The 13,657-nt window shown below is 47.4% G+C and carries 15 protein-coding genes and 1 tRNA gene; 10 read left to right on the plus strand and 6 right to left on the minus strand.

Features of this window, described 5'->3' with window-relative positions:
- Position 1 precedes the first annotated feature (1 nt).
- From rsmG to H583_RS0129140, 6 genes are all read left to right on the plus strand, one after another.
- Complete coding sequence (gene rsmG, locus H583_RS0129115) at positions 2-718, plus strand: 16S rRNA (guanine(527)-N(7))-methyltransferase RsmG (protein WP_028563567.1); 717 nt, start codon at positions 2-4, stop codon at positions 716-718.
- 435 nt (positions 719-1,153) lie between these two features.
- Complete coding sequence (noc, locus tag H583_RS0129120) at positions 1,154-1,969, plus strand: nucleoid occlusion protein (RefSeq protein ID WP_028563568.1); 816 nt, start codon at positions 1,154-1,156, stop codon at positions 1,967-1,969.
- Positions 1,970-2,077: 108 nt separating this feature from the next.
- Positions 2,078-2,851 carry a ParA family protein gene (locus H583_RS0129125; RefSeq protein WP_028563569.1) on the plus strand — a complete coding sequence of 258 codons (774 nt, stop codon included), beginning with the start codon at positions 2,078-2,080 and terminating at the stop codon, positions 2,849-2,851.
- Positions 2,832-3,686: a ParB/RepB/Spo0J family partition protein gene (locus tag H583_RS0129130; RefSeq protein WP_028563570.1), complete on the plus strand. Its 855-nt coding sequence runs from the start codon at positions 2,832-2,834 to the stop codon at positions 3,684-3,686. The genes H583_RS0129125 and H583_RS0129130 overlap by 20 nt, the downstream gene beginning before the upstream one ends.
- Before the next feature lie 596 nt (positions 3,687-4,282).
- A complete protein-coding gene (locus tag H583_RS0129135; protein WP_036711484.1) occupies positions 4,283-5,455 on the plus strand; it encodes an aminotransferase class V-fold PLP-dependent enzyme in 1,173 nt (390 codons plus the stop codon).
- 98 nt (positions 5,456-5,553) lie between these two features.
- The gene (locus tag H583_RS0129140) at positions 5,554-6,048 is read left to right on the plus strand and encodes a DUF4446 family protein (protein ID WP_028563572.1); all 495 of its coding nucleotides are present in this window, start codon (positions 5,554-5,556) and stop codon (positions 6,046-6,048) included.
- 81 nt (positions 6,049-6,129) lie between these two features.
- On the opposite strand, the gene yyaC is transcribed toward H583_RS0129140, so the two are convergent.
- Positions 6,130-6,717, minus strand: coding sequence for a spore protease YyaC (gene yyaC / locus H583_RS0129145; RefSeq protein ID WP_028563573.1), 588 nt, complete (start codon positions 6,715-6,717; stop codon positions 6,130-6,132).
- A gap of 81 nt (positions 6,718-6,798) precedes the next feature.
- On the opposite strand from yyaC, the gene H583_RS0129150 reads away from it, so the two are divergent.
- The 4 genes from H583_RS0129150 (at position 6,799) to H583_RS0129165 (ending at position 8,510) form a co-directional block, all read left to right on the plus strand.
- Positions 6,799-7,059 carry a putative Se/S carrier protein gene (locus H583_RS0129150; protein ID WP_036711487.1) on the plus strand — a complete coding sequence of 87 codons (261 nt, stop codon included), beginning with the start codon at positions 6,799-6,801 and terminating at the stop codon, positions 7,057-7,059.
- A 39-nt stretch (positions 7,060-7,098) separates the two neighbouring features.
- Complete coding sequence (locus H583_RS0129155; protein ID WP_028563575.1) at positions 7,099-7,974, plus strand: mechanosensitive ion channel family protein; 876 nt, start codon at positions 7,099-7,101, stop codon at positions 7,972-7,974.
- Entirely contained in the window at positions 7,964-8,194 is a 231-nt protein-coding gene (locus H583_RS34685) for a DUF951 domain-containing protein (protein ID WP_036711489.1), read from the plus strand. The genes H583_RS0129155 and H583_RS34685 overlap by 11 nt, the downstream gene beginning before the upstream one ends.
- A 225-nt stretch (positions 8,195-8,419) precedes the next feature.
- Positions 8,420-8,510: transfer RNA gene (locus H583_RS0129165), tRNA-Ser, on the plus strand.
- Positions 8,511-8,695: 185 nt separating this feature from the next.
- On the opposite strand, the gene H583_RS0129170 is transcribed toward H583_RS0129165, so the two are convergent.
- The 5 genes from H583_RS0129170 to H583_RS0129190 are packed head-to-tail and all read right to left on the minus strand — an operon-like array spanning position 8,696 to position 13,656.
- Entirely contained in the window at positions 8,696-9,535 is an 840-nt protein-coding gene (locus tag H583_RS0129170; protein WP_028563576.1) for an ABC transporter permease, read from the minus strand.
- Positions 9,532-10,698: an extracellular solute-binding protein gene (locus tag H583_RS0129175; RefSeq protein WP_028563577.1), complete on the minus strand. Its 1,167-nt coding sequence runs from the start codon at positions 10,696-10,698 to the stop codon at positions 9,532-9,534. Before H583_RS0129175 ends, H583_RS0129170 begins: the two co-directional genes overlap by 4 nt.
- Positions 10,699-10,722: 24 nt before the next feature.
- Positions 10,723-11,766: an ABC transporter ATP-binding protein gene (locus H583_RS0129180; RefSeq protein ID WP_028563578.1), complete on the minus strand. Its 1,044-nt coding sequence runs from the start codon at positions 11,764-11,766 to the stop codon at positions 10,723-10,725.
- A gap of 45 nt (positions 11,767-11,811) precedes the next feature.
- On the minus strand, positions 11,812-12,636 hold the full coding sequence (locus H583_RS0129185) for an ABC transporter permease (RefSeq protein ID WP_028563579.1): 825 nt from the start codon (positions 12,634-12,636) through the stop codon (positions 11,812-11,814).
- 15 nt (positions 12,637-12,651) lie between these two features.
- Positions 12,652-13,656, minus strand: coding sequence for a LacI family DNA-binding transcriptional regulator (locus tag H583_RS0129190; RefSeq protein ID WP_028563580.1), 1,005 nt, complete (start codon positions 13,654-13,656; stop codon positions 12,652-12,654).
- Position 13,657 lies beyond the last annotated feature (1 nt).

Genomic DNA, 13,657 nt, shown 5'->3' on the forward strand with positions numbered 1-13,657 from the left:
GATGGGAATTCAATGGTTTGCACAGATGTTGTCAGAGCGGGGTATATCATTAACCGATCAGCAGAACGAACAGTTTCAATTGTATTTCAAGCTGTTGGTTGAGTGGAATGAGAAGATGAACTTGACGGGAATTACGGAGGAGGAGGCTGTCTATGAAAAGCACTTCTACGATTCTCTTTCCCTCACCTTTTTCAAAGATTTCAATCAAATTAAATCCATCGCCGACATTGGATCCGGGGCAGGCTTTCCAAGCCTTCCCATCAAGATTGCTTTCCCTCATTTGAAGGTTACAATTGTGGATTCATTGAACAAGCGGATATTGTTCTTGCAGCATGTTGTGGAACAGCTTGGCTTGACGGATGTATCCTGTATCCACGGCAGAGCGGAGGATGTAGCGCGTCAGGCTGATCACAGAGACAAGTATGATTTGGCGACGGCCAGAGCTGTTGCGAGACTTGCATCCTTGAATGAGCTTTGCTTGCCCTTTGTGAAAAAGGGAGGGCACTTCGCTTCCATGAAAGGAGCCTCTCCGCAAGAAGAGGTAGATGAATCAGTGAAAAGCCTAAAGGAGCTGCGCGGAAAGGTAGAAGCTGTATTCAACATGGCCTTGCCATTTGAGCAATCTGAGCGGCATATCGTGATGATTAAAAAACTTGAATCTACGCCAAAGAAATATCCGCGAAAAGCAGGAACTCCTATTAAAATGCCAATTATATAGTGATTATAGTTTTTCTAAATCAGCTATTGTTTCACGTGAAACAATAGCTGATTTTTTATTTTTTTGCCAAAGTTTCAAGCAGGAAAATGAGAACGACTTGGCGAAATATTAAAGTTAGTTCATAATTTAATTTTACGAAGTTTAGATACGCGCAAAGGGCTTCAACCTGCCTGAATAGTAAGCAGGGAGTAGAAGTATAAGAATGTATAGTTAAGACGTATACATCCTTATATTTTAAAAATCAGGATGTGTATGGAAATCCTGGATGCTGTGAATGCAGACAATTAGGCAAGCGATACTGAAGAGGCCGTGGGCCTCTGATTTAATGGTCGGAAAAACGGTGTATATGATCTGATTTGTCAGTTGTTGATTGCGTTTTTAGGAAAGGCTATTTTCGAATAGCGGCATATTAGAAATTGGGTGGTTAACAAAAGTATGAAAGAACAATTCTCGCGTTTGTTCGGGCTTGGGGAAAAGGTTGCTCAGGATGAAGTGAAGCAGCTTCCAGTTGGAAACATCGATCCTAGTCCGTACCAGCCACGAACGATTTTTGATGATGAAAGAATTGATGAGCTCTGTCAGACCATCAAAACTCATGGAGTTATTCAGCCAATCGTCGTCCGGATGAGAAACCAAAGGTACGAGATCATCGCCGGTGAGCGGCGGTTTCGTGCGGTCAAAAAACTGGGTCTGGAAACAATTCCCGGCATTGTTCGTGACTTTAATGATTCCCAAGCAGCATCTATTGCTTTGATTGAGAATTTGCAGCGTGAGGGATTGACGGCGATTGAGGAGGCGGTTGCCTACCAAAAGCTGATTGATCTGCATAATTTGACCCAGGAAAGCTTGGCCCAACGGCTAGGCAAAAGCCAATCAACAATCGCCAATAAGATTCGTCTGCTGAATTTGAGTGAACCGGTCAAAAATGCATTGATAGAGCGGAAAATTACGGAGCGTCATGCCCGTGCGTTGCTTGCTCTGGATACCGAGGAGCTTCAGCAAAAGGTATTAGAAGATGTAATAACTAAAGAGCTGAACGTGAAACAGACAGAGGCCAGGGTTGCTTTTTATAAAGAATCTTCCAAAATCAAAAAGTCAAAACGGGTATCTTTCTCCAAGGATGTCCGGCTGGCTGTCAATACAATACGCCATTCTATTGAGATGGTATCGGGGTCAGGCTTGAAGATCAAAACCGATGAAAAAGACAACGATGACCATTATGAAATTGTTATTCGCATTCCAAAGCGTTAAAATAAGAAGAGTAGCATAATAAAGTATAGACGGCCGCCCTTGGGCAGGGGCGGCTATCATCTTTTGTGTGCTTGAACGCTAGCTTTAATAATATTGAGGTGAACTGGTTTGTCCAAAATAATAGCAATTACGAACCAGAAGGGCGGAGTTGGCAAAACAACAACTTCTGTTAATTTAGGCGCTTCATTGGCTTCGTTAGGGAGAAGAGTACTGCTAATAGACATTGATCCGCAAGGCAATACAACTAGCGGAATAGGCATCAATAAGGCTGATGTGGAAAATTGTATTTATGACGTGCTCATTAATGAGGTTCATCCACAAGAGGCAATGGTTGAAACCAATATCCCCGGACTCACCATGATACCAGCGACCATACAACTTGCCGGAGCAGAAATTGAATTGGTACCCACGATATCCCGTGAGGTCAGACTGAAGAAAGCGATTCATCAGGTCAAGCATATGTTTGATTATATATTGATTGATTGCCCGCCTTCGCTCGGTATTTTGACCATTAATTCATTGACAGCGGCTGACTCCGTGATTATTCCGATTCAGTGTGAGTATTACGCGCTGGAAGGCTTGAGCCAACTGCTCAATACAGTTCGTCTGGTGCAGAAGCACTTAAATACGAATTTGCAAATTGAAGGTGTTCTGCTGACGATGTTTGATGCCCGGACGAATCTTGGTATACAAGTTATCGAAGAGGTTAAAAAGTATTTCCAACAGAAGGTTTATCAGACTATTATTCCTCGAAATGTCCGTTTGAGTGAGGCTCCATCGCACGGTCAATCCATCATAACGTATGATCCAAGATCGAAGGGCGCTGAGGTTTATCTTGAATTGGCAAAGGAAGTGATCACATATGAGCAAGCGGCTAGGTAGAGGGTTGGACGCATTGATTCCATCCTTATCTGTAAGCGATGAGGATAAAGTGATTGAGGTCGCTCTAAACCAGCTTCGGCCGAACCCGTATCAGCCCCGCAAAACCTTCGATGACGATTCCATTAAGGAACTTGCAGAATCGATCAAGCAACACGGCGTAATCCAGCCGATTATTGTCCGCAGTGTATTGAAGGGTTATGAGATTATTGCAGGGGAGAGACGGTTCAGAGCTTCCGGTCTTATTGGGTCTCAGACAATTCCGGCAGTAGTCCGTTCGTTCTCTGACCAACAGGTGATGGAGATCGCCCTGATTGAGAACCTTCAACGGGAAGACTTGAATGCTATCGAAATAGCAATTGCTTACCAGGCAATTATGGAAAAATTTGGACTTACTCAAGAAGAGCTTTCCCTGAAAGTAGGTAAGTCCCGTTCTCATATTGCTAATTTTCTTCGTTTGCTGACCTTGCCTTCTGAGATTAAGGATGATGTTTCACGTGGAACAATTTCCATGGGACATGCACGTGCACTTGTCGGTGTGAAGGAGGAGGCTGTCCGCAAAGAGCTTGCCAGTCAGATTGTTGAACATGAATGGAGTGTTCGGGAACTGGAGGAGGCGATTCAGAAGCTCGATCAGCCGAATAAGGAAAACCAAAAGGTAAAGGCGAAAACTAAGAAAAAAGATCCTTTTATTGAGCACATTGAAGAATCGTTGAGAGAACGGTTTAAAACAACGGTTAAAGTGAAACAGCAAAAGGACCGCGGGCGGATCGAATTGTTGTATTACAACAAACAAGATTTGGAGCGTTTATTGGAACTGCTCGATCGCATGGCGTAAAATCCAAGGTGCATTACAGGACGGTGCAGTTATTCTGTTTTACGGGTAGACGAGCCGTTTGTGGTTGGAGTTATGGGAAGTATAAGGTTCGCATTCATAATCGGCTTCTATTTTACGCAAAACGATGTTGTACCTGTTAAAGACGGCAAGGCCGTTTACGCTTTTTTGCTCTAAGCCGTTTCTGAGGGTGTTATATGGAATGGTGTAACAGTAATAAATTAGCTGCGTAATAGCATGCCGGGCGCTGACCTTCTGGACAGAAGACAAGCCAAGGTGTGCTTATTTTTTTGGGCTTCAATATTCTATCTGCCATGCAAACCGTAGAAGAGATACTTGACATGAATCGGCTTCTTTTAGGAGTATGCCTCTAGGTGCTACTGCTTGTAAAAGGGAAGGGTGTAAGGATAGTATGTCCTTTTGCTTGAGGGAAGAGCAGATAATATTGCTGAATGCACTTCGAATGGGTGATTGAGTGTGGCAGCAAGTTGACTCTCATTGTATGCAGGGTTGGAACGGAAGGCTGGTTGATAGTAGAATAAGAAGGACAAGAAGATGCTTGGGAAAGAGCAAATGAGATTATATGGAGGTGTAAAGGGATGGTTAGAGAACAGGGGAGTGAAGTGATTTATCTTGATCATGCGGCTACTTCCTGGCCGAAGCCCCCGCAGGTGATTGAGGCCATGCAGCAAGCGCTTATACATGACTCGGCCAACCCGGGACGGGGCAGCCATGCCATGGCGGTCAGAGCCAGCCGGATATTGTTCAATACACGCAAAAAGCTGGCGAGGCTGTTCCACATCGGTAACCCGAATGATATCTCCTTTGCACTCAATACGACTGGCGCTCTGAATCAGGCCATCAAGGGCTTTGTGAAGCCGGGGGATCATGTCATTGCGACTTCCGTCGAGCATAATTCCGTGCGTCGTCCATTGGAGTATCTGAAACGGACTGCCGGTGTTCAGGTGAGTTATGTGGAGACTGATGCGGCAGGGAGACTGGACCCCAAACGGGTGGAGGCTGAAATTACATCTTCTACAACCCTGATTGTCATGAATCACAGCTCCAACTTGCTTGGCAGCATACTGCCTGTTGCCGAGGTGGGGGAGATTGCCCGCAGGCACGGTGTGAAGCTGCTTGTAGACGCCGCTCAGAGCGCTGGAGTGGTCGATATAGACGTGGGGCTGTTGGGTATTGATATGCTTGCCTTCCCGGGCCACAAGGGGCTTCTGGGGCCTCAGGGGACGGGTGGTTTGTACATTCATCCTGAATTGGAGCTGGAGCCGTTTATTCATGGCGGTACTGGCAGTCAGTCCGAGGCCATTGAGCAGCCTAAGGTTCGTCCGGACAGATATGAATCGGGTACACAGAATACGCCTGGGCTGGCAGGGCTGCAGGCAGGGGTCGAATATGTACTGCATGAGAAGGTCGAAAACATCCATACTAAAGAATGGACACTGACACAGCATCTGATGGAGAAGCTTAAGCCTGTCTCTGGCCTTCAGCTGCTTGGACCGGAATTGGGTCAGCCTAGAACAGGAATTGTCGCTTTCGTTGTGGATGGACTGGATTCATCCGAGATGGGCTTCATTCTCGATCAGCACTACAACATTGCCGTACGTACAGGCTATCATTGTACACCGCTGGCTCATATACAGGCAGGTACACAGGGTACAGGAGCGGTACGGGCGAGTGTAGGCTGTTTCACCACGATGGATGAGGTGGAGGCATTCGCGGAAGCGGTGAAGGAGATCGTCAGAGGGAACCGGTAACATAATCAGGGTTATGGGAGTTTGAGGAGCAGGCAAAAGAGGGAGAGCACAACAAGTTCAGGGCAAAATGAATTATTTGTAGGGGGAGCAAAGCGAGAATGTCAGAAGTATCAACATCAATCTCAGTTGAAGCTTGGGTAGTCGCAGCGGCGGGGGCTATCTTGCTCTTGTTGTTTGTGTGGCTGATGGTGCTCAGTATCCGGTTTGGTAAAATTCGCAAGCGGTACAATAGAATGATAGCAGACACAGGAATTGATAACTTGGAGCAGCTGATTATACATTTGCAGCAGAGTAATCAGCAGCAGCAAGACAAACTGCAACTGCAAAATGAGCAATTGCAGCTTATGAAGGATTCATTGGCTACTATTAAAGGGCGTGTTGGCATTCATCGATATAATGCATTTTCAGATCAGGGGAGCGATCTGAGCTTCTCGCTGGCAATTCTGAATGAGAAGCAGGATGGCGTTGTTGTCAGCGGCATTCACGGGCGGGAAGAGACGTATGTATATGCGAAGCCGCTCAAGCAGGGAGATTCGGCTTACGCGCTCTCACCGGAGGAGAAGAAAGCAGTCAGTCTGGCAATGCAAGAGTAAGAATTATATATGAGCTTTCGGGCTGACGTGAAGGGACAGCAAGACAGCCTGAAATCCATACAAGCATCAGGAAGAGCGGCCTTATCCGTCCAGTGCGGAGAGGCTGCTTGTGCTCTCGGAGAGAATCGCATGAAACAGGCTGAAGGAAATAATCTCGGACAGGTTCATGACGAGATGCAGCCGGGTATTCTGCAGGACAAAATATTCCATAAATCCGCCAACGTTAACAATGCCGGTAATATGCATGTCGCCAACAGGGGGGAGCTGTTTGTTGACACCTGCTCCGGGACGGACAGGGCCTTCACCTACCTGAATGCAGCCAACGCTGGCAACCTGGCCGAGACAGGCGTCGATGCCAATAATAAAGGGCGGATTTTGCGTGTCGCTGATTGAATTAATTGTTTCCTCCAAATTCATGGCATGGACAGGGGATTCGAGCGTACCATATACATCAAAAGGTTTATTTTGATGCCGGCTTAGTGCGGTGCCTACCAGCGGCCCAAGCGCATCGCCTGTGGAGCGGTCTGTCCCGATGCATACAACAGCGATACGCTGGCCGGCAGGCACATTCCTGACCATCGGCCGTATACGGTTAATCAACTGACCATTGACGTTCGGCTCAGATGAAGCTATTTTAAAGGATGAAGCATGAGAGGATGCGAGTTTCATAGAATCCCTCCGCGGCTAAAGTAATAGTAATAGTATATGGACAAAAAGGATGTTTTATACTTTCATCACCGGAAATCGGGCATGCAAGAGAGACAGGGGGAAGAGGACTTGCTGATTGCATTTGATTCAACGCAGCAGGCGCTTAGGGCAGAGATGCTTCTGGAGTATGCAGATATCGAAATCGATATTTGTCCTACACCAAAGGAAATCACAGCAGGCTGTGCGCTTTCCATCGAATTCCCTGATGACGATCTGGAGACGGTGAAATCCGTCATAGCAAGTGAAAAGGTCGAGATTAGAGGAATCTTTATCCGGCAAGAAGAAGGTTATCTCGAGATATAGTTTTAGTATTCGCGAGGGGAAGAAAGGAAGAGAGTGAAGATGTGGCTTCAATCATTGTATGATTCGATCAAAACTGAATTGGGCGATGAAAAGTTGTGGCAAAGCATCGGCTGGTCGGCTTTCCGAATTATTATGATTCTTATTTTGGCCAGAGTCTCTATCATTATCGTCAACAAAACGATTGACCATGTCGTGTTTAATAGAGAACCGGAAAGGCTGGGGCAGCAGGTCAGACGCATACGTACGATCGGTAAGCTGCTCAAAAATATAGCGGCGTATACGATTCATTTTGTCAGTGTCATGCTTATTCTTTCCGAATTCAATATTAATCTGGGACCGCTGCTAGCTGGTGCAGGTGTTATCGGGCTGGCAATCGGGTTCGGTGCCCAAAGTCTGGTCAAGGATGTCATTACAGGTTTCTTTATCGTTGTGGAGGATCACTTTGCGGTAGGAGATGTGATTCAGACCGGGAATTTCAAAGGCACAGTAGAAATGATCGGCTTGCGTTCCACGCGCATCCAGAGCTGGACTGGAGAAATTCATATTATCCCGAACGGCATGATTAATGAGGTTACGAACTTTTCCATTAATAACTCTCTCGCTGTACTGGATATATCGATTGCCTTTGAAGAAAATATTGACCATACCATATCTGTGATTAATAGCATTTTGGCGAAGATTGAAGATGTGAATCTGGTCAAACAGCCTGAAGTGCTGGGCATACAAACGTTGACCGCAACGGAAGCATCATTGCGCATTGTTGCGGAATGCCGGCCGACAACCCAGATTGCGTTATCCCGATTGCTGAACAGGGAAATAAAAAAAGCGCTGGAAGCAAACAGGATTGAAATGGCTTATCCGCGAATGATTACGTATCAGCAAAATAAGGAGGGGAGAGTATCAAATGGAACGTAAGCAATTCCAGCTTGGAGATATCGTCCAGATGAAAAAGCCGCATCCATGCGGGACGAACGAAATGGAGATCATTCGGATGGGGATGGATATTCGCATCAAATGCGTAGGCTGCAAGCATAGCGTCCTTATTCCCCGGCTGAAATTTGAAAAAAACATGAAAAAAGTGCTCCGCAGCAAGGAAGAAAATAAAGCTGGCGGCGGCAGTAATGAGCTTAGCTAGCCTCCCAAAGCCTTCTGCAATAAATATGTTGCTTGCGGAAGGTTTTTTTGTGGGTAAAAGCTGAAGAAGTAACGGGATACGGGCAGGATGTTGTGCTGGTGTCCGGCTTGGAATAAGAACCGCCAGGTGCATAAAATCAGGATGATTTTTGGCCAAAACTTTCGTTAAAAGCATCTTGCATTCCCCGTACAGGCTGTGATACAATCTTACTTGTGTTATCAACGCGGAAAGGTACCCAAGTGGTCCAAGGGGGCTGACTCGAAATCAGTTAGGCGTCTCACGGCGTGCGTGGGTTCGAATCCCACTCTTTCCGCCATATATCTTTACCACCTACATATGAATTTGCTTACTAACCTCCCACGTTTATACGTGGGGGGTTTTTTAATTTCTAATTCCTGAACAGATGATTGCAGTCATTGCATCAGGACAAACAAAGGGGTTGAGCCAAGTGTCCCACTGCGCTCAACCCCTTTGTTGTTTTCTTTCCATAGCATGTTCGACTTAGTCATTTAATTGATCTTCTTTCGCCATGGAGCGGATGTAGAAAAACCCTAAGAATGAGCAAAGCAGAAAGGAGAAAACGGCCATGGCTGCGGCTTGCTCCCGTTCCTGAAATACGCTGAATACTTGCTGCATCGATACGCCCAGCATCTGAGGCGAGTTCGCACCCAGCAGGAAAGGGGCAGTAAAGGAACCGATCACACCCATAAAGACAAAAGTCACCGCAACCAGGAAGGTCTTGTAGGACAACGGGAATATAAATCTGAAAAAGATTCGGAGCTTGCTTGCCCCTATGTCACGGGCGCTCTCGATAACCGATGCCGGAATCGATGCCAGGGCAGAGCTGAGAAGCATCGTCGCGAACGGGATGTTAAACCAAAGATTCGCAATTATAATCCCTTTTTCATCGAAAATGATGCGTGGCAAAGTAATCCCGACCGGTAAAAGCAGCCGGGCCAGCCAGCCGTTATTGCCTAAAAGATTCATGAGTCCGTAGGTGGCGATAACTCCCGGTATAAATAAAGGAATCATATAGGATTTGCGGATCAGCTCCACCAGCTTCCCTGAACTGAACCTCATATAAAGCGCGAGCGAGTAGCTGACCAAAAGCACCAGTACACAAGACAACAGGGTAACCTTAATAGTGAACAGAATGTTGGAGCGCAGTCCCTTGTCTGTAAACAGGTTCTGATAGCGGCTTAAATCATAGCCTCCTGATCCATTGCCAAGACTGGTTACAAAGGATTGGATGATGGGGATGACGACAGTGAACAGCAGCAGAAGGAAAGCAGGGCTGACCATAATCAGCCCTACGATAGCTTGTTTGACTTCTTTCCTCATTGCGCTGCCACATCACTCTGCCAGCGTTTGTTGATTTCATTGCTCAGATCACCGATGTTAAAGGTACGGAAACCTTCGGCAACGCCTTTGAATTTATCCTGCATGTCTTGTGACATATTGGAGAGTTTAATGCCAGGGAAACCATTCATTTTATCCACGATTACAGCTTGTGCTTCCGGGGACAGGACGAAGTTCAGGAACTGGTTGACTGCATCCTTTTTCTCGGAAAGTTTGTTCACCATTAAATACGTGGGTCCGCCATTAAAGCCCGGTGTAATTTGTTGAAGCTTTACTGTGTCCGGGAGCAAATTTTGGCCGAGCTGCTGGAGTACCATATCTGACCAGGCCGGGATAATCTCTACTTCACCATTGGCAAGCAAGTCAAGTGTTCCCTGATTTTTTTTCGGATAAATTCCGTTGCCGTATACATATTTGCCTAAATCCTTCAACGTATTGAACCCGCTGCTCCACTTCTCCATAACGGCAGGATCACTGTTATGAATGTCGGCATCCGGAAGATCTTTGTACAGTACGGTTGTGACGAAGGAGCTTCCCGAACCCCCGGTAGACGGGTCGTTGTAGGCAAATTTGCCCGGATGCTGCTTGATCCAGTCCAGCAATGCATCCAGTGTGGTTGGAGGAGCAGCTACTTTGGAACTGTCATAAGCCAGCACGACAGCAGAGGAACGGTAAGGCACTGCCATATTTGCTACATCGTTCATCGTGTTCGAGTCGATGTTGTTCAGGTTAGGGATTCCTTGGGCATCTAGCGGCGACCATACATCTTCCTTGGTACCCTGGTTGACAACGTTGATTCCATCTTCATACAAATCGATGTCACCCGAGCCTTTGCCTGCTTTTTTGGCTGCAAGTATCCGGTCATACGTAGAATCGGCGCCGGTTCCGGAAGGAATGTACACGGTTTTTACTTTTACGTTGCTGTTCTGTTTCTCGAACATCGGAACGAGGGTATCCCAAAGGTCTTTTACGTTCTGGGAGCCTGTAAAGTAAAACTGGAACTCAACCGGTTTTGTGGAAGCAGCCGGAGAAGCCGCAGGGTTTACCTCTGTGCCCGCGTTGTCTTTGCTGCCGCAACCAGCCATTACAGTTGCTGTTAATGCAAGTACCGTTAGCATCTTCACCATTTTGTTCAGACGAATCATTCTCATCATCCTCCTGAGTTGAGCTTACTGGGTTGGAAAAGCAAGTGTTGAGGCAAAATTGACGTGAACCCTTTGTCCGGTCTTCAATAACTGAACTGCTTCTTTGGATTGGAACGTACGTATCATTGCCAGATCATCCAATTCCACCGATACCTCTGCATAATGCCCAAGAATCATAATTTGCCTGATTGCACCAGGCAGCGTCTGCCCGTTTCCTCCATCTGCTGATGGATTCAGATTGACATCTTCCGGTCTTACGGCTACTTTAACTTGTCCCGAGAGCTGTTTCTCATTGGGCAATTTTAAATGTCCAACGTGAATGCTGCCCTCGCTCACCACCCCCTGCAAGAAGTTCATTTTGCCGATAAATTGAGCAACATACAGTGATTCCGGTTGATTGTAAATTTGCTGCGGTTCAGCGATTTGCTCGACATGTCCATGGTTCATGACAACAATGCGGTCGGATAAAGACAATGCCTCCTCCTGGTCATGCGTAACAAATACCATCGTCAGGCCAGTCTGCGCCTGTATTTCCCGCAGTTCTTCCCGCATTTCATGTCTCAGCTTCGCATCCAGGGCGGAAAAGGGCTCGTCCAGCAGCAATACGGCGGGTTTTAGCAGGAGCGATCTGGCTAATGCGATCCGCTGTTGCTGGCCTCCAGACAATTGACCTGGCAGCTTCTTTTCCGAACCTGGCAGCCGTACCAGCTTCAACACGTCGGATACGGCGCTTTGAATCTCGGCTTTTGGCGTGCGGCGAATCTTCAGCCCAAAGGCCAGGTTATCGAATATTGACATGTGCGGCCATAGATTATAGCTCTGAAAAACCATCGAAGTGGGACGCTTTTCAGGCGGCAGACTGATTACGCTGTGGCCTTCAATCAGAATGTCCCCTGAATCGGGTTCCAGGAAGCCTCCTATGCTGCGGAGAACCGTTGTTTTCCCGCAGCCGGATGGTCCAAGGAGAGTGACAAGCTCCCCTTTTTTAATCTCCAGATTAATGCCGGTGACGCCTTCACCTGTCTTATAGCGCTTCGTCATATTGCGAACAGCCAGTTGAATACTCATTGATTCCAATCCTCCGCCTTTCGTATGCGAAATCTGTGTGAGCCCTTATTTCACTTGAAACCCGCTGGACAGCACCTCCGCGCTTACCAGCCGTTGGGCAGCCAGGAGCAGGATGAGGGTAGGGGCTGTAAGAATGATTGAGAAGACCGCGCCTGCACTGCTTGGAAAGTCTGAAATAATCGAGTACATGACGATGGGCATCGTCTTAAAATCGGGAATTCCGACCAGAAAGGTGCCTTGTGCCTCATCAAGCGAGTTCAGGAAGGTAAATACGGATGCGACCAAAATGCCGGGCATGGCGAGCGGCAGCGTAATGCTGCGGAATACCCGGAAAGGGGAGGCCCCTACATCACGGGCGGACTCTTCCTGGGCAGCCTGTACGTTGCGGAAAGCGGCCGTTGGAATCCATGTCATAAACATCAGGACGTTGATCATGTGAATGAGAACTACCCCAAGCAGCGTGTTCATTAGACCGACTTGATAGAACAGAACGGCAATGGATACATAAAGACCCATCTTCGGAAAAGCATGCGTGAGCAGAAACGAGAATAGAAACACTTTCTTAAGAGGGAAACGGATCCGGGCGAAAGCATATGCCGCCGGGATGCACAGGACGATGGACAATGCCGTGACTATCGTTGCAATAAGGAAAGAAAGGCCGATGGACTTGGCGATATCATCCTGACCGAGAACGAAGCTCCACCATCTGAGGGACCAATGCTGGGGAAGCATGTCCGGATATCTCCATTGGTCACTGAATGCGAGTACGGCCAGGTTCAGCAACGGACCGGCAAAAAACACGGCAAACACGGTCAATAGAACAAATTCAATAATTCTCCGTTTGCTGAGCGCTCTAAAATACCATCCCAAGGAAATCACTCCTTCTTAGGTTGACTGACGAATTATTATTTCGCTTGCGTATTCATACAGCTTGGACATATCCTGATTCCGGCTGATCAGGCGATCCAGCAGAACCACGGCATCCCTGCCCATCCGCGTTGTGTCCACCTTCACAGTCGTCAGGGAAGGGGAGTAAGCGGCGGCAAAATCAATATCATCAAAACCCATGACTGCTGCCTGTTCGGGTATTCGGATAGCGTTCTGCAGCATGACCTTCATGGCACCGAGCGCCAGCATATCATTGGTAGTGAAGAGGACGCTGTACGCCTCGCCAATAAAGGTGCTCAAGTGTTTGGCCATCAGGGTATAACCCTGGTCAAAATCGGATTCCATTGCAGGGACGACATGGATATGAGACTCTTCAACATTCAGCCGCCGCAACTCCTCACGAAAGCCTTGAAGCCGCAGATTGTGGCTCCGGTGCTCCTGAGGTCCGGCAAGAATAAAAAATTTCCGGTGCCCGAGACTGTGCAGATAAGCGGCGGCGCGGGCTCCGCCAATTTCATCCTTGCTGACCAGATGGACGACTTCCGGATCATCAGTCGAACCGTTGACCATCAGGTAAGGAACGTTAAATTTTTTCACATGTTCAATGACGTTTTTTTGCAGCCTGCTAATTAGAATAAGGCCGTCTACGCGTTGCTCCAGCATATAATCGGTTGATTGTATGGACATCTCTTGATCCGTCTTTAGAAATACCGAGTAGCCCCGCTGCTGGGCGGCCATCAGGATAGAATCGATGAGCTTTCCGTACAAGGGGTGGGAGACAATCGGCTGCTTTTCCCGGAAGATGATTACTCCGATGCTGTTGGTCCGTTTGGCTACCATAGCTCTGGCTACCGCATTTGGTCTGTATTGCAGCTGCTCTACGATTTCATTGACCCGCTGCCTCACTTCGGGGCTGGCGTATCCTTTACCGGAAATTACGCGCGATGCGGTAGATTTGGATACACCCGCCAGCAAAGCAATCTCCTTGATGTTATATTTCATA

Source organism: Paenibacillus pinihumi DSM 23905 = JCM 16419 (assembly GCF_000422505.1).
Taxonomy (GTDB): domain Bacteria; phylum Bacillota; class Bacilli; order Paenibacillales; family Paenibacillaceae; genus Paenibacillus_D; species Paenibacillus_D pinihumi.

Bases quoted from the DNA above. Each gene is read 5' to 3' on its own strand.
- rsmG (WP_028563567.1), top strand. From the start codon at position 2: ATGGGAATTCAATGGTTTGCACAGATGTTGTCAGAGCGGGGTATATCA.
- noc (WP_028563568.1), top strand. From the start codon at position 1,154: ATGAAAGAACAATTCTCGCGTTTGTTCGGGCTTGGGGAAAAGGTTGCT.
- H583_RS0129130 (WP_028563570.1), top strand. From the start codon at position 2,832: ATGAGCAAGCGGCTAGGTAGAGGGTTGGACGCATTGATTCCATCCTTA.
- H583_RS0129135 (WP_036711484.1), top strand. From the start codon at position 4,283: ATGGTTAGAGAACAGGGGAGTGAAGTGATTTATCTTGATCATGCGGCT.
- H583_RS0129140 (WP_028563572.1), top strand. From the start codon at position 5,554: ATGTCAGAAGTATCAACATCAATCTCAGTTGAAGCTTGGGTAGTCGCA.
- yyaC (WP_028563573.1), bottom strand. From the start codon at position 6,717: ATGAAACTCGCATCCTCTCATGCTTCATCCTTTAAAATAGCTTCATCT.
- H583_RS0129150 (WP_036711487.1), top strand. From the start codon at position 6,799: ATGCAAGAGAGACAGGGGGAAGAGGACTTGCTGATTGCATTTGATTCA.
- H583_RS0129155 (WP_028563575.1), top strand. From the start codon at position 7,099: ATGTGGCTTCAATCATTGTATGATTCGATCAAAACTGAATTGGGCGAT.
- H583_RS34685 (WP_036711489.1), top strand. From the start codon at position 7,964: ATGGAACGTAAGCAATTCCAGCTTGGAGATATCGTCCAGATGAAAAAG.
- H583_RS0129170 (WP_028563576.1), bottom strand. From the start codon at position 9,535: ATGAGGAAAGAAGTCAAACAAGCTATCGTAGGGCTGATTATGGTCAGC.
- H583_RS0129175 (WP_028563577.1), bottom strand. From the start codon at position 10,698: ATGATTCGTCTGAACAAAATGGTGAAGATGCTAACGGTACTTGCATTA.
- H583_RS0129180 (WP_028563578.1), bottom strand. From the start codon at position 11,766: ATGAGTATTCAACTGGCTGTTCGCAATATGACGAAGCGCTATAAGACA.
- H583_RS0129190 (WP_028563580.1), bottom strand. From the start codon at position 13,656: ATGAAATATAACATCAAGGAGATTGCTTTGCTGGCGGGTGTATCCAAA.